Consider the following 24,806-nt stretch of genomic DNA (forward strand, 5'->3'; position numbering starts at 1 on the left):
TTCTTAGGGTTTTCGCTATTTTTGGGGCATTTTTGCCCCTTTTTTGCACTTTTTCCCCTTGAATTTCTCAAAGCGCTACCCATATAGGTAGTATGCTACTCAAGAATAATGTCTGTATTTAGTGGTTACTGCTTTTAATGACACTAGATAAAGAGACTTGAGGATTGATTACTTTGGAGGAATTGCCCTATGCCTGGCCACTTATTACTACCCTCTGAACCGATTCAACTACCGTTACTCCCATTGCGGGACGTAGTTGTCTTCCCTCATATGGTGATTCCCCTGTTTGTGGGTCGCCCAAAGTCCATTAAGGCGCTTGAAGCTGCAATGGAAACCGGTAAGAACGTCCTATTGGTTGCCCAAAAAACCGCTGCAAAAGATGAGCCTGGAATTGAGGATCTCTATGAGGTCGGTTGCATTGCCAATATTTTGCAAATGCTCAAATTGCCGGATGGCACTGTTAAGGTTTTGGTTGAAGGTGTACAGCGAGCTGAGGTTAGTCAGATTGAAGATAGCCTTGGTTATTTCAATTGCGAAGCCACGCCCACTGCATTGAATGCGATTGATGCTCATGAAACGGAAGCACTGCGTCGCGCCATCATGGCTCAGTTTGATCAGTACGTAAAACTGAATAAAAAGGTTCCTCAAGAAATTCTGTCATCCCTTGGCGGGATTGATGATCCAAGTCGTTTGGCTGATACGATCTGCGCACACTTGCCTGTCAAGCTAGAGCAGAAACAGCGCTTGCTTGAGATGACTGATGTTGTGCAGCGTTTGGAAAGTCTCTTGGCCGATCTCGAGAGCGAGATCGATATTTTGCAAGTGGAAAAACGCATTCGGGGGCGTGTCAAGCGTCAGATGGAGAAGAGTCAGCGCGAGTACTACTTGAATGAACAAGTAAAGGCGATTCAAAAAGAATTGGGTGAGGGTGAAGAGGGTGCCGATCTCGAGGAGCTCGAGAAACGCATCAAAGCAGCTCGTATGCCTAAGGAAGCTTTGAAAAAAGCAGAATCTGAATTGAAGAAACTCAAGTTGATGTCACCAATGTCAGCTGAGGCTACAGTGATCCGTAATTTCATCGACACCTTGGTCAATTTGCCGTGGAAGAAAAAGACCAAGATCAATAACGATCTGACTAATGCTGAAAAAGTTTTAGATGAAGATCACTATGGTTTAGATAAAGTAAAAGAACGTATTTTGGAGTACCTCGCAGTTCAACAACGTGTTGATCGCGTGAAGGCTCCAATCCTATGTTTGGTTGGCCCTCCTGGTGTTGGTAAGACCTCTTTGGGTCAATCTATCGCGCGAGCAACCAATCGCAAGTTTGTGCGGATGGCCTTGGGTGGCGTTCGTGATGAATCTGAGATTCGTGGTCACCGTCGTACCTATATTGGTTCAATGCCTGGCAAGATTTTGACCAGCCTCACTAAGGTGGGTGTACGTAATCCATTGTTCCTCTTGGACGAGGTAGATAAGATGGGTATGGATTTCCGAGGAGATCCTGCTAGCGCACTGTTGGAGGTCTTAGATCCCGAGCAGAATCATACCTTCCAAGATCATTATGTTGAGGTCGATTTTGATCTATCCGATGTGATGTTTGTTGCTACCTCAAACTCTTTGAATATTCCCGGTCCTTTGTTGGATCGTCTCGAAATTATTCGCTTGGCAGGTTATACCGAGGATGAAAAGACTAGTATTGCCGTCAATTATTTGATTCCAAAACAAATCAAGAACAATGGCTTGAAAAAGGATGAGCTCAAGATAGAAGAGAGCGCTGTCCGCAATATGATTCGCTACTACACCCGCGAGGCTGGTGTGCGCTCCTTAGAAAGAGAAATCAGCAAGATTTGCCGTAAGGTGGTTAAGCTCTTGCTCTTGAAGAAAGAAGCTGCGCCGGTAGTTGTTAATGCGGATAACTTGGAGAAGTTCTTATCTGTACGCATGTATGACTTTGGTTTGGCTGGTAAAGAGAATCAAGTCGGTCAGGTCACAGGCTTGGCATGGACTGAGGTTGGCGGAGATTTGCTCACTATTGAAGCGGCAACTATGCCTGGTAAGGGTGTGATTACCCGGACAGGCTCTATCGGTGATGTGATGAAAGAGTCGGTAGAGGCTGCGCGTACCGTGGTACGTTCAAGGGCAAAACGTCTTGGTATTACAGATGAAGCATTTGAGAAGAAGGATATCCATATTCACTTCCCAGATGGTGCAACACCGAAAGATGGTCCTTCTGCAGGTATTGCCATCACCACTGCATTGGTATCGGTCTTCACTGGAATTCCGATTCGCTCTGATGTTGCGATGACGGGTGAGATTACTTTGCGTGGAGAAGTCCTTCCTATCGGCGGACTGAAAGAGAAGCTCTTGGCTGCCCATCGCGGCGGTATCAAGCTAGCTTTAATTCCGGAAGAAAACGTTAAGGATTTGATTGATATTCCAGACAACGTCAAGAATGCTATTGAGATCGTGCCTGTACGCTGGATTGATAAAGTACTGGAGCTTGCTTTGGAGCGCATGCCTGAGTCTTTGCCTGATCCAACTCCTGAGGAGTTGGCTAAGAAGGCGACAGAAGCAAGCAAAGCTAGCGGAAGCGTTTCCTCGGGGGATGTTCTAAAGCACTAATTCGATTGGGCTAGAGCGCTGATTCTCGTCAAAGCTATCCTGTAAATCAGGGTGGTTTTGACGGGTTTTGATCAAGAAAGTCGTGCTTAGGTTACAATCTCACCTGTAATATTTTGGGGCGCTTAGCTCAGTTGGTAGAGCGTCTGCCTTACACGCAGAATGTCGGGAGTTCGAGCCTCTCAGCGCCCACCAAATATTCACTATCTCTAGCCTTTTCTTGGCTTTCTGAATAAAAACTCCTCCGCCTAGTAAACTCGTATTGTTCCCGCGTTATCCGCGATTTTTTACTAAACTTTACTAGCGAACTTATTCATGTTTGATATTGTCCGTAAGCATCAAAAATTACTTCAGCTTGTGCTGATGCTATTTATTGTTCCATCATTTGCCATGTTTGGTATCTCAAGTTATTCCAGTTTTATGGATAAAGAGACCGATCTTATTAAGGTCAATGGCAAACCCATTACTGCGCAAGAGGTTGAAAATGCGGCTAAGCGTCAGGCAGAGCGCGTAGGCGGTAATTTGCAAATTGCCCAGAGCTTGCAATTTAGACAAGCCATCTTGAATGAATTGCTTCAACAGCGCATTCTCGGTTTTGCTGTTACCAACTTACGCTTACAAGTTGGTAAAGAATCATTAATAAAAAGTTTGCAGGGCATTCCACAGATTCGCGCTTTATATCGTCAGGACGGCAGCTTTGATGATGCTCGCTTTAAGCAACTCCTTGCTAGTAATGGTTTGAACGAAGAACAGTTTTATGCAAGCCAGGCTTTTGATTTAAAGATCGGTCAGTTAGTGAATTCTGTTGCACGTACAGAAATCGGCACACCGAAATTGTCTGAAATCGTTTCTACGCTCTATGAAACCGAGCGTCAAGTTCAATCATTGACCTTTAATGCCAAGGACTATTTGAGCAAGGTAAATCCTAGCCAGGAAGAGTTACAAGCGTTTTACAACGCAAATGCCAAATTATTTGAAAGCCCTGAGTTTGTTGATGTTGAATATATTGTCCTCAAGGCGGATCCCAAGGAAGATTCCAAAGTATTTAGTGAGAAGGCTGATCAATTTGCCAATATGACCTATGACCAAGCGGATAGCCTAAAACCTGCTGCTGATAAGTTGAAGCTATCAATTCAAACGCAAAAAGGCTTAACTCGCTCTGGGGTGGCGGGTGTTTCTAGAGATCATCCTTTGGCCAATCCAAAAGTAGTGCAATCTCTGTTTGGTGATGAGGCATTAAAGAATAAGCGCAATACCGAAGCAGTTCAAACTGCTCCTGGCGTTTTTGTTTCAGCTCGTGTAGTCACTTTTCATCCGGCACAAATTTTGCCATACAAAGAAGTTGCTACCGAAGTCAAACGTCAGGTTAGTCAGCGTGCCGCAGAGAAATTAGCAGTTGCTGCAGCAGCAGAAAAATATGCCGCTCTTGAAAAAGAGCCTAAGAGTGCAGCTGGCTTTGCCAGTCCGATTTGGGTATCACGCAATAAACCTACAAATTTGCTTGGACCGGCACTCGATGATGTGATGTCAATTAATCCTGATAAATTTCCTGCGATTATTTCAGTTAGCAACCCGGGCGTAGGCGCGACTCTGTATCGCGTTGATCAAGTTCGTCAGCCAACAGGAGTCGATGCTAAGGTTCATAAAGCTCAGGCACAACAAATTCAAGCATTGGCGGCTCAATCGGAGTTCGCTGGTTTTATGTCTTACTGGCGTGATACGGCTGGTGTAAAGGTGATTAACCCACTTAAACCACCATCTTCTGGCGCTGGGAGCTAATTAGCAACCCTACTGGGATTGTTTGAGTAGGGTCTGATATGGGGCCATAGCGCCCCATACGTTTTTAAAGAGTATGGATTGCGCGGTGACATTTGGATGGATATTGTCCGCCTGAAATAACTCTTTATTGGATGCAACCCCCGCCATAAAGAAGGGCAATAGTTCTATACCTTCTTGCGCAGCAAGTCTTGGATAAAGATCTTTAAACTGCCTGGTGTACTGCTGGCCATAATTTGGTGGGATTTGCATACCCAAAAGTAAAACTTTTGCACCTGATTGTTTGCTCATCACAATCATTTTTTGCAAGTTGTTTTGAGTTTGTTCTATGGATAAGCCGCGCAAGGCATCATTCGCTCCAAGCTCTAACAATACGATCCCCGGTTTTTTGGATTCCAGAAGGGCAGGGAGGCGAGTAAGACCCCCTGATGTGGTTTCCCCGCTGATGCTGGCATTAAAGACCGACCAAGGGCTGGACTGCTTTTGCAATTGACTCTCAAGTTGCTTTACCCAGCCAGAGCCTTTAGGTAGCCCATACTCAGCTGAAAGGCTATCCCCCATCACCAAGATCACAGGATTGGCATAGATTGCTGTGGCAAAGGGGATTAACAGGCAAAATAAGCCTATCGACAGTAATTGCCTTTTTTTGCAGCTCCACCAACTTTGATTCATTTATGAGTATTCCAACAACAGTATTAAGCGCCAATCATCTTGGAAAACAAGTGTTATCGAGCGATGGCGCTTTGACCATTTTGCACGATATTTGCTTTGATATATCGCAAGGTGAAAGCGTAGCGATTACTGGGGCTTCAGGATCTGGAAAAAGTACCCTCTTGGGTTTGTTGGCAGGACTGGATTTACCAAGCTCCGGAAATGTTCAGCTAATGGGACAGGATCTCAATACGCTGGACGAGGATGGTAGGGCAAGACTACGTGCTGCTCATGTGAGTTTTGTATTTCAGTCCTTTCAGTTGCTATCCCATCTAACCGCCCTAGAGAATGTCTTGCTGCCTGCACAAATGAGCGGCCGCAAGGATGCTAAGGAAGAGGCGGTAGCGTGGCTACAAAAGGTAGGCTTACAAGACCGCCTGAATCACTTTCCTAAAACGCTGTCTGGCGGGGAGCAGCAACGTGTTGCTCTTGCTAGAGCCTTTATTGCTAAACCTAATCTCCTCTTTGCTGATGAGCCTACAGGCAGCCTAGATGAGGGCAGTGGGGAGAGGGTCATTCAGCTCCTTTTTGAGTTGAACCAGGCCAGTCAATCTACCCTGATATTGGTTACCCATGATCCCGCCTTGGCCAGCCGATGCCAGCGCCAGTTGCACCTCCAGGGTGGGCGCCTGCTGTAGGCAAAACCTTATAATCTAGGAATGTCTTTTTTCCAATTTTTGCCTGGCGCTGATGCGCTTTCTCCGTTTCGTCAACAACGACTTTTAGCCTCTTTAGCAGCTCAAGGTATTGAGCTTGAATCTATTGAAGCGCAGTATCTTCATTTCATTTGGTCAGAAGGGCAATTGAGCCCTCAAAGCCAAGAAGTGCTTGCCAGTCTCTTAACTTACGGCCAACCCTACCATTCAAAAATTAGCCAAGGTAAATCTTGGTTTGGCAAAGGGTCAGGTGATATTCACGGAGTGATTGTGATTCCACGCCTTGGGACAGTTTCACCATGGGCAAGTAAAGCAACTGATATTGCTCAGCAATGTGGTTTGCAAGTTTTGCGAATTGAGCGTGGTGTTCAGTTTGCTTGGAAGAGTAAAAAAGTTTTAAGCCCAGAACAATTGCAGTTGGTTTTGGCTGCAGTTCATGATCGTATGACTGAAGCAGTGATTGATTCTGTTGATGCAGCCAATGCCCTCTATCAGATATTGGACGATCGTCCTTTAAGCCGCATCCCCGTTCTTTCAGAGGGGAGGTCCGCCCTAGATAAGGCCAATCAAGAGTTGGGCCTTGCTCTTTCTGATGATGAGGTCACTTATTTAACCGAAAACTTTATTCGATTAAAGCGTAACCCAAGTGATGTCGAGCTGATCATGTTTGCGCAAGCCAATAGTGAGCATTGCCGCCACAAGATCTTCAACTCGAGTTGGACAATTGATGGAGATGATCAAGAGCATTCATTGTTTGCAATGATTCGCAACACCCACCAACTCCAGCCAGAAGGCACGATAGTTGCTTATTCTGATAACTCAGCCGTCATGGTGGGTTGTGAGTCTGAAACTTGGGTGCCCCAAGGCGCTGATCATCATTACAAAAAAGATACGCGTTTAGTGCACACCTTGATGAAGGTGGAGACTCATAACCACCCAACAGCTATTGCTCCGTTTCCTGGCGCTTCTACTGGTGCGGGTGGCGAGATTCGGGATGAGGGTGCCACCGGGGTGGGTGGTCGTCCTAAAGCAGGCTTAACTGGCTTCTCAGTCTCCAATCTGAATATTCCTGGTACGGATCTCCCATGGGAGAGTGAGAAATACGGCAAGCCTGAACGGATTGCTACCCCCTTGCAAATCATGATGGATGGCCCACTTGGTGGCGCTGCGTTTAACAATGAGTTTGGTCGCCCAATCTTAGGCGGCTACTTCAGAGTATTTGAACAAACGCTTAATGGAACTCGTCGTGGTTATCACAAGCCCATCATGATTGCTGGCGGTATCGGTAGCATTGACTCTATTCATACTGCTAAAAAAGCCATTCAATCGGGTCACCTCTTAATTCAGTTAGGTGGTCCTGGTATGCGTATCGGTATGGGTGGTGCCACAGGCAGTTCAGTCGCTACTGGTACCAATACTGCGGATCTAGATTTTGATTCTGTGCAACGTGGCAATCCTGAAATGGAGCGTCGTGCGCAGGAAGTGATCAATGCGTGCCGCGCATTAGGGGAAAACAATCCGATTGTCTCTATTCATGACGTTGGTGCAGGCGGCTTATCTAACGCCTTCCCTGAATTAGCTGATGGTGCTGGTCTAGGTGCTAAGTTCAAACTCCGTAGCGTTCCTCTTGAAGAGAGTGGCATGAGTCCTGCTGAGATCTGGTGTAACGAGTCTCAAGAGCGCTATGTATTAGCGATTGAAGCTAAGGACCTCGACCTATTCAAATCATTCTGCGAACGGGAACGTTGCCCTTTTGCTGTTGTTGGTGAGGCGACTACTGAGCGTCAACTGCAATTAGTTGATTCAAAGCAAAAAGATGGCATAGATGCAGCCTTGCCTATTGATATGCCGATGGAAGTCCTGCTAGGTAAACCACCACGCATGCATCGTGATGTGAAACGTGTAGCACAGGAATTTACTGAACTTGATGTTACTGATGCCGATCTTGCACAATCAATCGCTTGGGTACTGCAACAACCAACTGTTGCTAGTAAATCATTCTTAATCACAATTGGTGATAGAACCGTTGGTGGCCTGAATGCTCGAGATCAATTTGTTGGTCCATGGCAAGTGCCAGTTGCAGACTGTGCAGTTACTCTCATGGATTACAAAGGTTACCGTGGCGAAGTGATGGCCATGGGCGAAAGAACGCCATTGGCAGTGATTGATGCGCCAGCAGCAGCGCGTATGGCTGTTGGTGAGGCGCTAACCAATTTATTAGCAGCGGATATTCGACGACTTGAGGACGTTAAATTATCCGCAAACTGGATGGCAGCTTGTGGTGCGCCAGGTGAAGATGCCAAACTATATGACTCAGTTAAAGCAGTTGGCATGGAGTTATGTCCCGCTTTGGGAATATCTATTCCCGTTGGCAAAGATTCTTTATCAATGGCAACTGAATGGCGTGATGGCAATGAAGCAAAGAAGGTTGTTGCACCAGTCTCACTCATCATCTCTGCGTTTGCTTCTGTGCAAGATGTTCGCAAAACGTCTACGCCATTGCTAATACTCAAAAACCAAGATGGCTCATCCATAGAAACCGAGTTAATTTTGATTGACTTGGGTCGCGGTAAAAACCGTATGGCTGGAAGTATTTTGGCTCAAGTTCTTAATCAATCTGGCAAATCCGCGCCGGACTTAGATCACCCAGAAGATCTGAAGTCACTGGCCGCTGCCATTATTGAATTACGCAAAGAAAATAAATTGCTTGCTTATCACGATCGCTCTGATGGCGGCTTATTGGCTTGCGTAGCAGAAATGGCCTTTGCATCCCATACAGGCATCTCAATTAATGTCGATATGATTGCTGTGGATCCCGGCCAAGAGCCAGATTATGGTGATGCGAAGAATTGGGCCCAGCAAGTATCTGGACGTCGCCACGAGCAAACGATGCGCGCCTTATTTAATGAGGAACTAGGTGCAGTCATACAAGTACGCAGAGAAGACCGTGATACCGTATTTGCTATTTTGCGTAAATTGGGTCTAAGTGCATATAGCCACGTTATTGGTAAGCCGAATACCAATGGACGCATTGAGATCTGGCGTGATGCTAAGAATATTTTTGCAGAGCCTCGTGAAGTCCTGCAAAGGATGTGGACCAATACCAGCTATCAAATAGCCCGTTTACGCGATAACCCAGCGTGCGCTGATTCTGAATTTGCCTTGCTTGATAATCTATCTGATCCGGGCATGTCGCCAAAACTCACTTTTGATCTTGCTGAAGATGTAGCTGCACCATTTATTGCTAAGAACGCTAGACCAAAGGTTGCCATTTTGCGCGAGCAGGGCGTTAACTCCCATGTTGAAATGGCTTATGCGGTCAATTGGGCTGGGTTTGACAGCTATGATGTGCATATGTCTGACCTATTGAGCGGCAAAGCTAAGCTCGATGATTTCCGCGGCCTGATTGCCTGCGGCGGATTTAGTTACGGAGATGTTCTTGGTGCCGGCGAAGGTTGGGCAAAAACCATTTTGTTCAACCAGCAATTGCGTGATCAATTCTCAAGCTTTTTTAATCGTCAAGATAGCTTTGCTCTGGGTGTTTGCAATGGTTGCCAGATGATGAGTAATCTTGCAGGCATTATTCCCGGCGCAGAAGCTTGGCCTAAATTTACTCGCAATCAATCCGAACAATACGAAGCCCGTCTAGTGATGGCGGAAGTACTTGCTTCGCCTTCCATCTTTACTCAAGGTATGGAAGGCAGTCAATTACCAATCGCTATTGCACATGGCGAAGGCTTCGCAAACTTTAGTCAACAGGGCAAGCTAGAGCAAATTACTCAGCAAGGTTTGGCAGTCTTACGTTTTGTAGACCACCAAGGTAATCCAACGGAAACCTATCCAATGAATCCGAACGGTTCTCCAGGAGGTTTAACAGGCGTAACTACCTCAGATGGCCGCTTTACAGTGATGATGCCTCACCCTGAGCGCGTCTTTAGAGCAGCGCAAATGAGTTGGTGCCCTACAGAGTGGTTGCAAACCCCTGATGGTGCTAGCCCATGGTTGCGCTTGTTCCGCAACGCTCGCCGCTGGGCCAAATAATTTCTAATCAATGATGTTGATGGAGCCGGTTACCTTTTCAGAGAGCGGTGGAATTCGCTATCTGCATTTTGGGACCGAACTCATTCAAGGGGCTATGCGTATTCGGGATCCCGATGAGATTTACCTGGAATACAACCAGCAGATGATGGCTTGGCTATTATTTTTAGAGACTAAGCCTGGTATGAAGATTGCTCAGCTAGGTCTGGGAACTGGTGCCTTAGCTAAGTTTCAGCATCGCTATTGCCCAGCAGTCAAAACAACGGTTGTCGAGCTCAATCCCGCAGTGATCGTTGCTGCAAGATCGATGTTCTTTATGGCCGATGATGATCGTAGATTAGAAACCTTTCAAGCAGATGCCAAGACATTTGTTCAGTCCAAGAAATACCAGAATCAATTTGATGCCGTCCAAGTAGATCTATATGACGCTATTTGCGATGGGCCTGCTGCTAGCTCCTTAGATTTTTATAAAGGCTGCTTTGATATCCTGAAGGCTCCTGGCGTCATGACGGTTAACTTATTTTCCCGTCACAAAAGCTTCGATATCAACCTTAAGAACATTTGCGAAGCATTTGATAATCGTGTTTTATTGTTTCCAGAGTCTCATGACTGCAATGTTGTGGCGATCGCTTTCAAGGGACCTAAATTGGAGGCTGAATGGAAGGATGTATCCAAACGTGCCAAACTCATCATGGAAAAAACTGGATTGCCAACCAGTAAATGGGTCTCCGGAATTAGCCGTGAAAATGCTAGACAAGAAAATAAACTCTCGATTTAACAGATTTAGCGCAAAAGAAAAAGGCGATCGATTGATCGCCTTTTTTATTTCCGAAGCTATTGCTAGGTTGGAAGCATTACTAATTACACCGCTACAGTATCGGCAACGTCACTAAATGACTTGATCTTGTCAAAGCTCATGTATTTATAGACATCACCAGCCTTGGCATCAAGCGCTTTCACTTGTTCCAAATACTCGGCAGGAGTCGGCAGGCGACCCAAGAGCGCTGCTACAGAGGCTAACTCAGCAGAAGCTAAATACACTCGGGTATCAATACCCAAGCGGTTAGGGAAGTTACGTGTTGAGGTTGATACCGCTGTGGAGCCCTTACGGATCTGAGCTTGGTTACCCATACACAAAGAACAGCCTGGACTCTCCATGCGAGCACCAGCTGCACCTAACATACCGTAGTAGCCTTCCTCCATCAAGATCATGGCGTCCATCTTGGTTGGGGGTGCGACCCATAAGCGGGTTGGCATATCTTTCTTACCTTGCAATACTTGACCAGCTGCACGGAAGTGACCAATGTTGGTCATGCAAGAACCGATAAAGACTTCATCAATCTTATCACCAGCAACTTCAGACAATACTTTGACATCATCTGGATCGTTAGGGCATGCAAGGATTGGTTCTTTGATTTCATCGATATTGATTTCGATGATTTCTGCATAGTCTGCATTGGCATCAGCTTTGAGCAATTGTGGGTTTGCAATCCAAGCTTCCATCGCTTTAATGCGGCGTCCAAGAGTACGCTTATCTTCATAGCCATTGGCAATCATCCACTTCATCAAAGTGATGTTCGATTGCATGTACTCAATGATGGGTTCTTTGTTGAGGTGAACAGTACAGCCGCCAGCAGAGCGCTCAGCAGATGCATCGGATAACTCAAATGCTTGTTCAACTTTTAGATCAGGCAGACCTTCGATTTCTAGAATGCGGCCAGAGAAAATATTCTTTTTGCCTTGTTTCTCAACCGTTAACAAACCTTTTTTGATCGCATACAAAGGAATCGCATTGACTAGGTCTCGCAAGGTGATACCAGGCTGCATCTTGCCTTTGAAGCGCACCAATACAGACTCAGGCATATCTAATGGCATGACTCCTGTAGCAGCAGCAAAAGCAACTAAGCCAGAACCAGCGGGGAAGGAAATACCAATTGGGAAGCGAGTGTGGCTATCGCCACCAGTACCGCAGGTATCTGGCAGGAGTAAACGATTTAACCAGCTGTGAATTACGCCATCACCTGGACGTAAAGCAACGCCACCACGATTGGTCATAAATGGCGGTAATTCATGTTGAGTGCGAATGTCGACTGGTTTTGGATAGGCGGAGGTATGGCAGAAAGACTGCATGACCAAGTCAGATGAGAAGCCTAAGCAAGCTAAGTCTTTCAATTCATCACGCGTCATTGGACCAGTGGTGTCTTGTGAACCAACAGTCGTCATACGTGGTTCGCAATAAGTACCAGGGCGTACGCCTTGACCTTCTGGTAAGCCACAGGCGCGTCCAACCATTTTTTGCGCCAAGCTGAACCCTTTTTTGTTATCAGGAGGGCTGACTGGAAGGCGGAATTCTGTAGATGCTGGCAAGCCAAGGGCAGCACGCGCCTTTGCGGATAAGCCACGACCTACGATCAGCGGAATACGACCACCGGCACGCACTTCATCCAAGATTACCGGGGATTTGAGGGCGAAAGTCGTGATTTCTTGACCATTTTTAAATACCTTGCCTTCGTATGGGCGAAGTTCAATCTCATCACCCATATTCATTTGCGATACATCTAATTCGATCGGGAGTGCACCAGAATCTTCCATGGTGTTGAAGAAGATCGGGGCAATATTGCCACCAAGGCAAACGCCACCAAAACGCTTGTTTGGAACGAATGGAATATCTTGGCCAGTCCACCAGAGAACGGAGTTGGTCGCTGACTTACGAGATGATCCTGTACCCACTACGTCGCCAACATAGGCAATTTGATTGCCTTTTTTCTGGAGCGCGGCAATTTGCTTCATTGGACCCCGAACGCCAGACTCATCAGGCTCAATGCCTGGACGTGGATTCTTGAGCATGATCGTTGCATGCAATGGAATATCTGGACGACTCCAAGCATCGGGTGCAGGTGAGAGGTCATCAGTATTAGTTTCGCCAGTGACTTTAAAGACGGTGAGCTTCATACTCTCTGGAACAGCGGGGCGACTAGTAAACCACTCGGCGTCAGCCCAGCTCTTCATGACTGCTTTAGCGTTGGCATTGCCTTTTTCAGCAAGCTCTTGCACGTCATTAAAGTAGTCAAACATGAGGAGAGTTTTCTTGAGTGCTTCTGCAGCAACTGTGCCACATTCGGCATCGGATAAAAGCTCTACTAACGGTTTGATGTTGTAACCACCGAGCATGGTGCCCAATAATTCAGTTGCCTTGATGCGAGAAATCAAAGGAGATTTTTCTGTACCCTTTGCAACGGCATCTAAAAATTCTGCTTTTACCTTGGCGGCATCATCAACACCAGCAGGAACACGATGAGTAATGAGATCTACTAACTCAGCCTCTTTACCCGCAGGTGGGTTTTTAAGTAGCTTTACTAATTCAGCAGTTTGATCCTTGGTCAAGGGGAGGGCTGGAATGCCAAGAGCTGCTCTTTCAGCAACTTGTGCGTTATAGGCTTCTAACATTGTGTTTCCTATGAGGTAAAAGTGTTCAATAGAAAGGCCAAACGGGCATTTTCACCCGATTACCTCAATTATAGTGAGTAATTTAAGTCTTATATAAGAGTTTAAACCCTAAGGATTTATGGTGGTCTGGCAAATTATCAAAAAAATGGATTTTTCACCTAAATAACAGACGAAAAGCACTCAAAAATGCCTAAATTACACGTTCTTCCTTAAGCGCCCAAACCAAGGCAATCACCCAACCGATTAAAGACCATCCTAAAAATAGGTTTAGGGCAAAAATTGCTCCAGTATTGGCACGCTTTTTATGGAAAGCAATTGCAAAAGGCAGGAAGTAAAAGAGCGATAAAAGGGTAATTAATATGGCAAATAGCAGGCGCATAAGCTGTAAATAGAGCATTTAGGGTGGGCTAAATGACCATATTACCCATTTTAAAATTCCAAAACTAGCATTGGCTATCGTTATAATTACTTTTTCCAACAGAGCTTAAGCGATGACCAAATACGTTTTTGTCACTGGTGGTGTGGTTTCTTCTTTAGGGAAAGGAATCGCAGCTGCCTCGCTTGCCGCGATTCTTGAATCCCGCGGCCTGAAAGTCACCCTCCTAAAATTAGATCCCTATATCAACGTTGACCCGGGCACTATGAGCCCACTCCAGCATGGAGAAGTTTTCGTAACCGAAGACGGTGCGGAAACGGATTTGGACTTGGGTCACTATGAGCGTTTCGTATCAGCGAAGATGCGCAAGAGCAATAACTTTACTACTGGCCAAATTTATGAGTCAGTGATTAGCAAAGAACGTCGTGGCGAATACCTCGGTAAAACAGTTCAGGTCATTCCGCATATTACAAATGAGATTCAAGCCTTTGTAGAGCGTGGTGCAAAAGCAAGCCATGATGGCAAAGCAGATATTGCGATTTGTGAAATTGGCGGTACAGTAGGTGATATCGAATCCCTACCATTTTTAGAGGCAGCAAGGCAGATGAGTCTGCGCTTGCCTGTTCATAGCTGCGCCTTTGTTCATTTGACTTTGGTGCCTTTCATTAGCAGTGCAGGGGAGTTAAAAACAAAACCCACTCAGCACTCGGTTCAAAAGCTACGCGAGATTGGCATCATGCCAACAGTATTGCTTTGTCGCGCTGATCGTCCTATTCCGGATGATGAACGTGCGAAGATTTCTTTGTTCTCGAATGTTCGTGAAGAAGCAGTGATTTCTGTATGGGACGTTGACACGATTTACAAGATTCCAGAAATGCTTCATGCACAGGGCATGGATGATTTGATCTGTCGTGAATTACAAATCAATGCAAAACCTGCAGATCTTTCTGTTTGGGCGAAGTTAGTTTATGAATTAGCGAACCCTAAACACGAAGTGACGATCGGCATGGTTGGTAAGTATGTTGAGTTAACGGAATCCTATAAATCCCTGATTGAAGCCTTGCGTCACGCAGGAATCCATACCCATACCCGCGTCAATATTAATTACATCGATTCTGAAGTGATTGAAAAAGACGGCGTTGATTGCCTTAAGAAGCTTGATGCGATTTTGGTTCCTGGCGGTTTTGGCAAACGCGGTACAGAAGGAAAAATTGCTGCTATTCGTTATGCGCGCGAGAATCAAGTTCCTTATTTAGGCATTTGCTTGGGAATGCAATTAGCTGTTATCGAGTTTGCTCGACATGTAGCTAATATTTCTAAAGCTAATAGCACTGAATTTGATCCAGAAACTGATAGTCCTGTTGTAGCCCTAATCACCGAGTGGTTAGATAGAGAAGGGCGTGTAGAAAAGCGCACAAATGATTCTGATATGGGCGGAACAATGCGTCTAGGTTCACAGCGCTGCCCAGTGAAGGCGAATACTTTAGCTAATCGTATTTATGGCACTGAAGTAAATGAACGTCATCGCCATCGTTATGAGGTTAATAATATTTATGTGCCGAAACTTGAGCAATCAGGCTTAATTATTTCTGCAAGAACTCCAAATGAGTCCTTGCCTGAAATGATGGAGCTGCCAGAATCAATGCATCCTTGGTTCTTTGGCGTGCAGTTTCACCCAGAATTTACTTCTACCCCGCGTGATGGCCACCCATTGTTCTCGGCCTTTATCAATGCAGCGCTTGCGCATCAAAATGCTGCATTAAAACAGGTCGCCTAAGAGGAAGCTATGAGCACATTTAAGCTTTGTGGTTTTAATGCTGGTCTAGATCAGCGCTTCTTCTTAATTGCCGGCCCATGCGTTATCGAGTCTGAGCAATCTGCGATTGATATTGCAGGTGAGCTTAAAGAAATTACCTCTGCCTTAAAGATTCCTTTTATTTATAAATCCTCATTTGATAAAGCCAATCGTTCATCTGGAACATCATTCCGCGGCCTTGGTATGGATAAGGGTCTGGAAATTCTGGCTAAGGTTAAAAAGCAAGTTGGCGTTTCCGTATTGACAGATGTGCATGACATCACTGAGATAGCCGCGGTCGCAAGCGTTGTAGATGTTTTGCAAACACCTGCATTCTTATGCAGACAGACAGACTTTATTCGTGCTTGCGCTCAGAGTGGCAAGCCAGTGAACTTTAAAAAAGGTCAGTTTCTCTCGCCACATGAGATGCTGAATGTGATTGAGAAGGCCAGGGCTGCGGCAGCAGAAAAAAATCTTCCAGATCAATTTATGGTCTGTGAGCGTGGTGCTTCATTTGGATATAACAATCTTGTATCCGATATGCGCAGCCTAGCTATCTTGCGTGAGTCAAATGCACCAGTGGTATTTGATGCAACTCACTCAGTGCAATTGCCAGGCGGTCAAGGTAGCTCCAGCGGTGGTCAACGAGAGTTTGTGCCCGTTTTGGCTCGTGCTGCAATAGCGGTTGGTATCAGCGGGCTCTTTATGGAGACGCATCCTGATCCTGCTAATGCCCTATCTGACGGCCCTAATGCGGTGCCACTCAATCGCATGAGTGAGTTATTGGAATCTTTGGTCGCAATCGATACGGTTGTGAAATCCACAGGCCCTTTTTTAGAAAATAGTTTTCAGTAATTGATTTTTGTTAATTCAATTAATACATCCCATTTCATCTTGTTTTAAGGAGAAGGTGCATGAGCGCCATTGTTGACATCATCGGTAGAGAAATTCTGGATTCACGCGGCAACCCAACAGTAGAGTGCGATGTTTTACTCGAGTCTGGTGTAATGGGTCGTGCAGCGGTTCCATCAGGAGCGTCTACAGGTTCGCGTGAAGCGATTGAACTGCGTGACGGAGATAAATCTCGTTACTTGGGTAAAGGCGTACTGAAAGCGGTTCAAAATATTAATGTTGAGATTGCAGAAACTATTCTAGGTTTAGATGCTAGCGAACAAGCCTTCTTAGATCACACACTCATCGATTTAGATGGCACACATAACAAAGCGCGCCTTGGTGCAAATGCAACTCTAGCGGTTTCCATGGCGGTAGCAAGAGCGGCTGCTGAAGAAGCTGGCCTGCCTCTCTATCGTTATTTTGGCGGTTCTGGTGGTATGCAATTACCGGTTCCAATGATGAATATTGTTAATGGCGGTGCACATGCTAACAATAGCCTAGACATCCAAGAATTTATGGTGATGCCAGTTGGTGCAGAAAACTTCCGTGATGCCTTACGTTGCGGTGCTGAAATTTTCCATGAGCTCAAAAAGATCATTGGCGCCCAAGGTATGCCAACCACCGTTGGCGATGAAGGTGGATTTGCACCAAACTTTAAGAGTAACCAAGAGTGCTTGCAAACGATTATGAAGGCCATTGAAGGTGCTGGTTATCAAGCTGGCGAAGATGTCCTCTTGGCCTTAGATTGTGCAGCTAGCGAGTTCTATAAAGATGGTAAATATCATTTATCAGGAGAGGGTCTTCAATTGAGCTCAAGCGAGTTCTCTGACTATCTCGGTAACTTGGCTGATCAGTTCCCCATTGTTTCAATTGAAGATGGTATGCACGAAAGTGACTGGGATGGATGGGCTGATATCACCAAGAAATTAGGTAAAAAGATTCAGCTAGTGGGTGATGATCTCTTTGTAACCAATACTCGTATCCTTAAGGAAGGTATTGAGAAGGGTATCGCCAATTCCATTCTGATCAAGATCAACCAGATTGGTACTTTGACAGAGACGTTTGCTGCGATTGAGATGGCTAAGCGTGCTAACTACACAGCAGTGATTTCTCATCGCTCTGGCGAAACAGAAGATAGCACTATTGCTGATATTGCCGTTGGCACCAATGCTGGACAAATTAAGACTGGCTCCTTGTCACGTTCTGACCGTATTGCTAAATACAATCAACTCTTGCGCATTGAAGAAGATTTGGGTGATGTAGCAAGCTATCCAGGCAAGTCTGTTTTCTATAACTTGAAACGTTAAGAGCCACGTCCTCTATGCGGATCGTCATCTACTCTATGCTGGTATTGCTCATCGCAATCCAGTACCCACTTTGGCTGGGGAAGGGTGGATGGCTCAAGGTATATGAAATGGAAAAGCAGGTAGAGCTTCAAGAGGCTAAAAATAGCCTCTTGGCTTTACGGAACGCAAAGCTTGCGGGCGATGTTAAAGATTTAAAAGATGGTACACGCGCGATTGAAGAACGTGCTCGTGTTGAGCATGGCTTAATTAAAGAAGGCGAATTTTTTGTACAAATATTGCCAGCAGATAAAGCACCAGCAGCTCAGGCTACTAAGCAATAAATCTCAGTGACCCCTAGATGGTGGTCTAGTAGCGTCACTCAATAAATCCGTTTTAAAGACTTGCAGACAATCAACCGCATCAAAGCGGTATGGTTTTGCGCAGAAGTCGCAGATGGTTTCTACAGCACCTTGTTCGGCCAGAATACTTTGCACTTCCTCTTCGCCCAACATTCTCAAGACATCAGCAACTTTTGTGCGAGAGCATCGGCAAGCAAAGCGAATAGGTCTGGCAGGGAAGCTTCTCACGCCATTCTCGGCTGACTCCTCAAGGAATAAACGTCGCAAGATGGTGTCTGGAGGTAGGGTTAATAGTTCTTCATCAGTAATGGTTTCGCCTAAGGTTTGAATGCGCGACCAACCTTCAGCTGCTACTTGTGGATCTAGATGGGCATGACCTCCTGAATTAGGAAGTCGTTGCAATAAAAGGCCGCCGATATGAGTGTCGTTAGAGCTAAGCCATATACGAGTATCTAGTTGCTCAGAATTTTGCATATACAGAGCAATGGCCTCGGCTGCACTAGACACCGGTTGAATCACATTGCCTCGATGTTCCTGAAGGGCAACAATACCTTGATAAGGTGGTTGACCTGGCTCCCGATCCGCTGGATCCAGTGTAATGACAAGCCTGCCGGAATTACTGGCATCTAATAGATCGCCTAAAGCGGCATCGGCTGAAATTTCAGATGGGTCCACCGAGAGCTTTACCGTCGCACGCATTGAGAGATCAGACTTGCATTCAACCACTAGCAGTTGAATAGGGCCCTTACTTTGAGCCTGGATGATCAGAGTGCCATCAAACTTTAGGCTTGCGCTGAGTAGGGTTGCGGCACCCACAAAATCACCCAAGATGCGACGTACCGCCGGAGGGTCATTTCGACGCTCTAAAACGGCCCGCCAGGCTGTTCCAATCGAGACTATTTCCCCGCGGACCGGGGCGCCATCACACATAAATACAAGCAATTCATTCATAAATGAAAGTATCCACGTTTTTTGAATTTGGTGTCATTTTGGCTGACCTGAGATAATACGGTTTATGCATATTCGTACACGTTTCGCCCCTAGTCCCACGGGCTTTATTCATCTGGGAAACCTTCGCAGCGCTCTCTACCCATGGGCCTTTGCACGCCACAATAAAGGCGATTTCATACTTCGCATAGAAGACACTGATTTAGAACGCTCTACACAAGAGGCTGTGGATGTCATCATTGAGGGTATGGCGTGGTTGGGTATGGATATTGATGAGGGACCCATCTACCAAATGCAGCGCATTGATCGCTATCGTGAGGTGATCAAACAAATGCTGGAGTCTGGAATAGCCTACCCCTGTTATATGAGCGAAGAGGAACTTAATAAACTTCGTGATCAGCAGATGGCCAATAAAGAAAAGCCTCGTTATAACGGTATGTGGAGACCAGAACAAGGCAAAACCTTACCAGCTGTTCCTGAAGGAGTATTACCAGTTATTCGGTTTAAGAATCCAATTGGTGGTTCAGTTATTTGGGAAGATGCCGTAAAAGGGCAAATTGAAATTTCTAATGACGAGTTGGATGACTTAGTCATTGCAAGACCAGATGGCACGCCGACCTATAACTTTTGTGTAGTTGTGGATGATTTGGACATGAAGATTACCCACGTCATTCGTGGCGATGATCATGTCAACAATACTCCACGCCAAATTAACATTATGAAAGCCCTGGGCGGCACACCCCCGGTCTATGCCCATCTACCAACAGTCTTAAATGACTCTGGTGAGAAGATGAGTAAACGCAATGGCGCCATGAGTGTGCGCGATTATCAAAAAGCAGGTTACCTACCTGAAGCCATCTTGAATTACTTGGCCCGTTTGGGTTGGTCACATGGTGATGCAGAGGTATTTACCAAAGAACAATTTGTGAATTGGTTTGACTTAGATAGCTTAGGCCGTTCACCAGCTCAACATAATCCAGAAAAATTACTTTGGCTTAACCATCAATACATTCAAAATGCAGACCCGGCCAAGTTGGCGCAAGCAACAAAACCATTTGCACACGAATTGGGTATTGACACAGAAAGTGGTCCAGACTTTACACAAGTCGTTGCATTATTAAAAGATCGTGCCAACACCTTAATTGAAATTGCTGAAGGCTCTAAATTATTCTATTTGCCAGCACCACAATTAAGTGCGCAACAAATCTCTGAAAATATTCCTGCGACTGTTGTTCCTGCGTTAAAAGATTTGATTGCAGCCATCGAAAATGCTCAGCCTAGTAAGGAAGGGTATAGCGCTGCATTTAAGCAAGTTCTGGCTAATCATCAACTCAAAATGCCTGCCTTAGCAATGCCGGTTCGTTACGCACTATTTGCGACAACTCAGACTCCCGCTATCGATTCTGTACTAGTGGTTTTGGGTAAAGAAGAGGCTGTAAACAGGCTCTCCAAGGTGGTCCAATAGCCAATTTGCGCAGATGCACAAAAATAGGCTAAAATCTTGGATTGTTTTGAGTGTCTTGTGGTTTTATTGCGAGATTTCGGGGGTATAGCTCAGCTGGGAGAGCGCTTGCATGGCATGCAAGAGGTCAGCGGTTCGATCCCGCTTATCTCCACCAAGTATTCATGACAAAGTAGTTTGTAGTAGTCCAGGTCCCCATCGTCTAGAGGCCTAGGACATCACCCTTTCACGGTGAGTACGGGGGTTCGAATCCCCCTGGGGACGCCAAATTTTTTTTGGTAGTTGTAGTCGTTTTATTGGTTGTAATTTGGAGCGGTAGTTCAGTTGGTTAGAATATCTGCCTGTCACGCAGAGGGTCGCGGGTTCGAGTCCCGTCCGTTCCGCCAAATTCCATTAAAAATGCCTCCTTAATCGGAGGCATTTTTATTTTCAGAAAATGATGTAACTTACTTGCTAGCTTTTGGTTTGGGTGCGGCCATATATAAAGGCTGAACCGCTGGCATCAGCTCTGAAAGCTGTTCAATTCTGGTATCTCCAGATGGATGGGTCGATAGAAACTCAAACGTACCTTTTCCTTGTGTCGCCTTATTCATTTTCTGCCAAACAGTGATCGCAGCCTGAGGGTTATATCCAGCTCTAGCTGCTAGCTCAACGCCAATAGCGTCAGCTTCTGATTCGTTTTGTCTGGAGTTAGGAAGCACTAAGACATATTGTGCTGCTTGATTGGCCGCGCTGATAGCTGATCCATAGCCGCCTGCTGCTGCTAAAGCAATATTTGTGACTGCACTTTGCGCCATAGCTTGTGAAAGTCGCTCCCGACCATGCTCACGTAATGCATGTGCAATTTCATGCCCCATGATGGCTGCAATTTCATCATCAGTAAGATTGAGTTGTTCAATTAATCCTGTATAAAAAGTGATCTTTCCGCCTGGTGCACAAGTGGCATTTAAGATTGGTGCGTTAATTAATACTAGTTGCCAGTTCCACTGACGAGCGTCATCACGAAAGACTCCCGTCTGAGAAATGAGACGATTAGAGATTGCCTTGAGACGATCGTACTCAGGCCCTGAAGTAATGAGGATATTTTTTTCTTTGGCTTTTTGATTCTGCTCGTTGTAGCTAATCGCAGACAAGCGATCGACTTCAGATGCTGAAACTACCAGGAACTGTGATCGATTGACACCTACCGCCCCTGACCTGGTGGTATTAGCGCAGGCCAAGAGGAGGGTCGTAAGCGTGAGGGTAGTAACTACCTTAAAACATACTGCCAGTAACTGCATTAACTACTCTTATTTTTTTGGAGATGTAATAGAAGCAGCCATTGCATCGTAATAAATCACTTTGACTTGTTCCCCAACATTGACATCAGCAAGCAGGGCAGGGTTCTTGACGGTCACGGTAGTAATCTTGCCACTTGGACCCTTGACAGAGACCAGCTTCTTCTCACGATTTACTTCCACGATATCCGCAATAATGGTTGTTTTGTTTGAAATAGTTTCAGCAGGCTTTTCATTGGCCTTAGAAGTAGTCACTGTGTTGGTTTCTACTTTGCTACGAACACCATCGCTCTTCGTTTTAATTAGCTCAATTGCTACAGCCAATTGGTAGGTAACGCTCAGACGATCACCTTTTTTAATTTGATCGAAATTTTTAATCTCTGGTCCGGCAACAAACTTTGACTCACCTTCATTATTTTTGAATGTAATGGTGCGAGTTTTTTTATCGGTCTTTAAAACGTTGCCTTCGTAAAGAAGGTAGCTGTTATCCACTACAGCAGCATCAATCACCATTGGCTTGCTTCCTGCAGAGTTGGCGCTAGATTGAGCAAAAATAGTGCTTGAGAACGCTACGCTGGTTGCAAGGGCCAGGGAGATCTTGAGAATGTTGGTATTCATTGTTTTCCTTATTGGATAAATGTATCTAAATTCAATATTAGCCTACTTTTATCGATATTTAGCCTCTAAATGAGCCTCTAAGTCATTCAAGAAGAAAACTCGCTTCTTTGTTAAGATTATTCCTTCATTCTTATTCCTTTCAAAGGTTTGCGATGCCACAATTTGCTGCTAACTTAACCATGCTATTTACTGAGGCTCCATTTTTAGAGCGCTTTGAAAGGGCAAGCAAGGCAGGTTTTAAGGCTGTTGAGTTCCTTTTTCCTTACGCATTTTCTGCAACAGAGATTAAAGAGTTATTAGAACGGAACCAGCTCAAACTGGTTTTACATAACTTGCCAGCGGGTGACTGGGATGCTGGAGAGCGTGGTATTGCTTGTCATCCTGATCGCGTAGATGAATTTCGTAACGGAGTTACAAAAGCAATTGAGTACGCCAAAGTTCTGGGCGTTCAACAACTCAATTGTTTGGCTGGCAAAACTCCTGAAGGGGTTGATCAGAAAGTACTTCATGCAACCTTTGTAGAAAACCTTCGTTTTGCCGCTGCTGAGCTTAAAAAAGCAAATCTCAATCTATTGATTGAGCCTATCAATACTTTCGATATTCCAGGATTCTTTCTTAGTACAACGAAACAAGCCGGCGAAGTCTTGGCAGAGGTGGGTGCTAGCAATCTATTGATTCAATATGACATCTACCATGCCCAACGCATGGAAGGGGAGCTGGCAAATACCATTGAAAAGAATTTATCCAAAATCGGACATATTCAGCTCGCTGACAATCCAGGACGTAATGAGCCTGGTACTGGTGAAATCAATTACGCTTACTTATTCAACTTTCTTGATCGCATTGGCTATCAAGGCTGGATCGGCTGCGAATACAAGCCTGCTAGTAGCACTGAGGCAGGTCTTGGTTGGATCAAACAGCTTAATTCATAAAACACAATTTATATCGGAGACATTATGAGCAATCAATTAAAACTAGGATTTGTTGGTCTAGGCATTATGGGAGCCCCCATGGCTGGACATCTTGTCAATGCAGGACACCAAGTATTTATCACCACCCGCAGTAAGGTGCCTGCAGACCTTGCAAACTCGAAAGCGACTCAATGTAAAAGTCCTCGCGAAGTTGCTGAAAACGCGGACATTATTTTTACCATGGTTCCCGATACCCCAGACGTTGAGAAGGTTCTATTTGGTGACAACGGTATCGCTTCGGGCTTATCTAAAGGCAAAGTGGTTGTTGATATGAGTTCCATATCACCAATTGCTACAAAAGAGTTCGCTAAAAAGATTAATGATTTAGGCTGTGATTACCTAGATGCTCCAGTATCAGGTGGTGAAGTAGGCGCTAAGAATGCAACACTATCGATCATGGTTGGTGGTGATGAGTCTGTATTCAATAAAGTGAAACCTGTTTTCGAATTAATGGGTAAGAACATTAACTTAGTTGGTGGAAATGGTGATGGTCAGACGGCTAAAGTTGCCAACCAAATTATTGTTGCCTTAAATATTGAAGCGGTTGCTGAGGCACTCTTATTTGCTTCTAAAGCAGGCGCAGATCCGGCGAAAGTTCGACAAGCACTCATGGGTGGTTTTGCAGGGTCAAAAATTCTTGAGGTGCATGGTGAGCGCATGGTCAAGCGGACCTTTGATCCAGGCTTCCGCATTGAATTGCATCAAAAGGATTTAAATCTAGCACTGAATAGTGCACGCGCTCTCGGTGTTTCACTACCAAATACTGCTAATGCACAGGAGCTATTTAATGCCTGCTCAGCTCATGGTGGCAAGGCCTGGGATCACTCCGCAATGGTGCGCGCTCTGGAGAAATTGGCTAATTTTGAAATAGGGCAGAAGGCTTAAGACTTCATCGATTATGCCTTCAACCCTGTTGGTTTATCTGCACGGATTTCGCTCGTCACCACGTTCTAGCAAAGCTGTGATGACTGGCGAGGCGATTAAAGCCCTATCAACTGTCGATAACCCTATCGAATGGTATTGCCCACAGTTGTTAGCCTCCCCAAAAGCCAGTATGGATATGGTCACTGCGCATATTGATCAAGCAAAAGCAGATCGTGTTGTGGTGATTGGCTCATCTCTTGGCGGTTTCTATACAAACTATCTAGCTGAAAAATATGGCTGCAAGGCAGTTGCTTTAAATCCTGCGGTGCGAGCTGCTCGTGAGCTTGCCCCGCATGTTGGGATGATGACTGCTTACGATAACGATGAGCCATTTGATTTTCGTCCTGAATATATTGATGAGCTCAAAGCGCTACAGGTTGAGAAAATATCCAATCCATCCCGCTATTTCTTAATAGCAGCTAAAGGTGATGAGCTTTTGGATTGGCGTGAAATGGTCAGCTTCTATCCTGGTGCCAAGCACCTTGTTCTGGAAGGTAGCGACCATGGAATTGCTGACTATACAGATCACCTGCCAAAAGTCATGGAGTTCATTTCCCACTAATAAGCCCTTTATTGATTGCATGCCACTTCTTCTGTAAGATGTTCTAAACGACCGTGCCTAATTGTTCCGGTCTAGAAAGGAGAGTTT

19 protein-coding genes and 4 tRNA genes are annotated in these 24,806 nt (G+C 45.4%); 17 read left to right on the forward strand and 6 right to left on the reverse strand.

The window, feature by feature from the left end; all coding sequences use genetic code 11:
* The first annotated feature begins 189 nt into the window (after positions 1–189).
* The 3 genes from lon (at position 190) to FD968_RS05075 (ending at position 4,398) form a co-directional block, all read left to right on the forward strand.
* Positions 190–2,622, forward strand: coding sequence for an endopeptidase La (gene lon / locus FD968_RS05065; protein ID WP_215367766.1), 2,433 nt, complete (start codon positions 190–192; stop codon positions 2,620–2,622).
* 116 nt (positions 2,623–2,738) lie between these two features.
* Positions 2,739–2,814, forward strand: a tRNA-Val gene (locus tag FD968_RS05070).
* Positions 2,815–2,934: 120 nt separating this feature from the next.
* The gene (locus FD968_RS05075) at positions 2,935–4,398 is read left to right on the forward strand and encodes a peptidylprolyl isomerase (protein ID WP_215367768.1); all 1,464 of its coding nucleotides are present in this window, start codon (positions 2,935–2,937) and stop codon (positions 4,396–4,398) included.
* 9 nt (positions 4,399–4,407) lie between these two features.
* On the opposite strand, the gene FD968_RS05080 is transcribed toward FD968_RS05075, so the two are convergent.
* Positions 4,408–5,067 carry an arylesterase gene (locus FD968_RS05080; protein ID WP_215367770.1) on the reverse strand — a complete coding sequence of 220 codons (660 nt, stop codon included), beginning with the start codon at positions 5,065–5,067 and terminating at the stop codon, positions 4,408–4,410.
* 8 nt (positions 5,068–5,075) lie between these two features.
* On the opposite strand from FD968_RS05080, the gene FD968_RS05085 reads away from it, so the two are divergent.
* The 3 genes from FD968_RS05085 to FD968_RS05095 are packed head-to-tail and all read left to right on the forward strand — an operon-like array spanning position 5,076 to position 10,578.
* Positions 5,076–5,744: an ABC transporter ATP-binding protein gene (locus FD968_RS05085; RefSeq protein ID WP_371817756.1), complete on the forward strand. Its 669-nt coding sequence runs from the start codon at positions 5,076–5,078 to the stop codon at positions 5,742–5,744.
* 21 nt (positions 5,745–5,765) lie between these two features.
* Entirely contained in the window at positions 5,766–9,803 is a 4,038-nt protein-coding gene (gene purL, locus FD968_RS05090; RefSeq protein ID WP_215367774.1) for a phosphoribosylformylglycinamidine synthase, read from the forward strand.
* A 10-nt stretch (positions 9,804–9,813) separates the two neighbouring features.
* On the forward strand, positions 9,814–10,578 hold the full coding sequence (locus FD968_RS05095; protein ID WP_251367651.1) for a spermidine synthase: 765 nt from the start codon (positions 9,814–9,816) through the stop codon (positions 10,576–10,578).
* 83 nt (positions 10,579–10,661) lie between these two features.
* On the opposite strand, the gene FD968_RS05100 is transcribed toward FD968_RS05095, so the two are convergent.
* Together FD968_RS05100 and FD968_RS05105 are read right to left on the reverse strand one after the other, a co-directional pair.
* Positions 10,662–13,247 (reverse strand): bifunctional aconitate hydratase 2/2-methylisocitrate dehydratase, encoded by a 2,586-nt coding sequence (locus tag FD968_RS05100; protein ID WP_215367776.1) that lies wholly within the window; start codon positions 13,245–13,247, stop codon positions 10,662–10,664.
* Between the two features lie 190 nt (positions 13,248–13,437).
* On the reverse strand, positions 13,438–13,644 hold the full coding sequence (locus FD968_RS05105) for a superinfection immunity protein (RefSeq protein WP_371817747.1): 207 nt from the start codon (positions 13,642–13,644) through the stop codon (positions 13,438–13,440).
* Between the two features lie 94 nt (positions 13,645–13,738).
* Here FD968_RS05105 and FD968_RS05110 point away from each other — a divergent pair, with 94 nt between their 5' ends.
* From FD968_RS05110 to ftsB, 4 genes are read left to right on the forward strand one after another with little or no spacing between them, the layout of a single operon-like run.
* Positions 13,739–15,400 carry a CTP synthase gene (locus FD968_RS05110; protein WP_215367778.1) on the forward strand — a complete coding sequence of 554 codons (1,662 nt, stop codon included), beginning with the start codon at positions 13,739–13,741 and terminating at the stop codon, positions 15,398–15,400.
* Between the two features lie 9 nt (positions 15,401–15,409).
* Positions 15,410–16,273 (forward strand): 3-deoxy-8-phosphooctulonate synthase, encoded by an 864-nt coding sequence (gene kdsA, locus FD968_RS05115; protein WP_215367780.1) that lies wholly within the window; start codon positions 15,410–15,412, stop codon positions 16,271–16,273.
* A 59-nt stretch (positions 16,274–16,332) separates the two neighbouring features.
* The gene (gene eno, locus FD968_RS05120) at positions 16,333–17,619 is read left to right on the forward strand and encodes a phosphopyruvate hydratase (protein ID WP_215367782.1); all 1,287 of its coding nucleotides are present in this window, start codon (positions 16,333–16,335) and stop codon (positions 17,617–17,619) included.
* Positions 17,620–17,633: 14 nt separating this feature from the next.
* Positions 17,634–17,939 (forward strand): cell division protein FtsB, encoded by a 306-nt coding sequence (gene ftsB, locus FD968_RS05125; protein WP_215367783.1) that lies wholly within the window; start codon positions 17,634–17,636, stop codon positions 17,937–17,939.
* A 3-nt stretch (positions 17,940–17,942) separates the two neighbouring features.
* Here the strand turns inward: ftsB and FD968_RS05130 are convergent, their stop codons facing one another.
* Positions 17,943–18,908 carry an Hsp33 family molecular chaperone HslO gene (locus tag FD968_RS05130; RefSeq protein ID WP_215367785.1) on the reverse strand — a complete coding sequence of 322 codons (966 nt, stop codon included), beginning with the start codon at positions 18,906–18,908 and terminating at the stop codon, positions 17,943–17,945.
* A gap of 64 nt (positions 18,909–18,972) precedes the next feature.
* Between FD968_RS05130 and gltX the strand changes: the two genes are divergently transcribed.
* The 4 genes from gltX to FD968_RS05150 all read left to right on the forward strand — a co-directional run bounded on the left by gltX (position 18,973) and on the right by FD968_RS05150 (position 20,753).
* Positions 18,973–20,370 (forward strand): glutamate--tRNA ligase, encoded by a 1,398-nt coding sequence (gene gltX, locus FD968_RS05135; protein WP_215367787.1) that lies wholly within the window; start codon positions 18,973–18,975, stop codon positions 20,368–20,370.
* A 78-nt stretch (positions 20,371–20,448) separates the two neighbouring features.
* A tRNA-Ala gene (locus FD968_RS05140) sits at positions 20,449–20,524 on the forward strand.
* A 34-nt stretch (positions 20,525–20,558) separates the two neighbouring features.
* Positions 20,559–20,634: transfer RNA gene (locus FD968_RS05145), tRNA-Glu, on the forward strand.
* A gap of 42 nt (positions 20,635–20,676) precedes the next feature.
* Positions 20,677–20,753, forward strand: a tRNA-Asp gene (locus FD968_RS05150).
* 60 nt (positions 20,754–20,813) lie between these two features.
* Here the strand turns inward: FD968_RS05150 and FD968_RS05155 are convergent.
* A complete protein-coding gene (locus FD968_RS05155; RefSeq protein ID WP_215367789.1) occupies positions 20,814–21,647 on the reverse strand; it encodes a M48 family metallopeptidase in 834 nt (277 codons plus the stop codon).
* 9 nt (positions 21,648–21,656) lie between these two features.
* Complete coding sequence (locus FD968_RS05160; protein WP_215367791.1) at positions 21,657–22,262, reverse strand: hypothetical protein; 606 nt, start codon at positions 22,260–22,262, stop codon at positions 21,657–21,659.
* A 152-nt stretch (positions 22,263–22,414) separates the two neighbouring features.
* Here FD968_RS05160 and hyi point away from each other — a divergent pair, with 152 nt between their 5' ends.
* The 3 genes from hyi to FD968_RS05175 are packed head-to-tail and all read left to right on the forward strand — an operon-like array spanning position 22,415 to position 24,719.
* Complete coding sequence (gene hyi, locus FD968_RS05165) at positions 22,415–23,194, forward strand: hydroxypyruvate isomerase (RefSeq protein ID WP_215367793.1); 780 nt, start codon at positions 22,415–22,417, stop codon at positions 23,192–23,194.
* 24 nt (positions 23,195–23,218) lie between these two features.
* The gene (gene glxR / locus FD968_RS05170; protein WP_371817748.1) at positions 23,219–24,118 is read left to right on the forward strand and encodes a 2-hydroxy-3-oxopropionate reductase; all 900 of its coding nucleotides are present in this window, start codon (positions 23,219–23,221) and stop codon (positions 24,116–24,118) included.
* A 13-nt stretch (positions 24,119–24,131) separates the two neighbouring features.
* Positions 24,132–24,719 carry a YqiA/YcfP family alpha/beta fold hydrolase gene (locus FD968_RS05175; protein WP_215367795.1) on the forward strand — a complete coding sequence of 196 codons (588 nt, stop codon included), beginning with the start codon at positions 24,132–24,134 and terminating at the stop codon, positions 24,717–24,719.
* Positions 24,720–24,806 lie beyond the last annotated feature (87 nt).

The sequence above is a fragment of the Polynucleobacter sp. AP-Titi-500A-B4 genome, assembly GCF_018688095.1.
GTDB lineage: Bacteria > Pseudomonadota > Gammaproteobacteria > Burkholderiales > Burkholderiaceae > Polynucleobacter.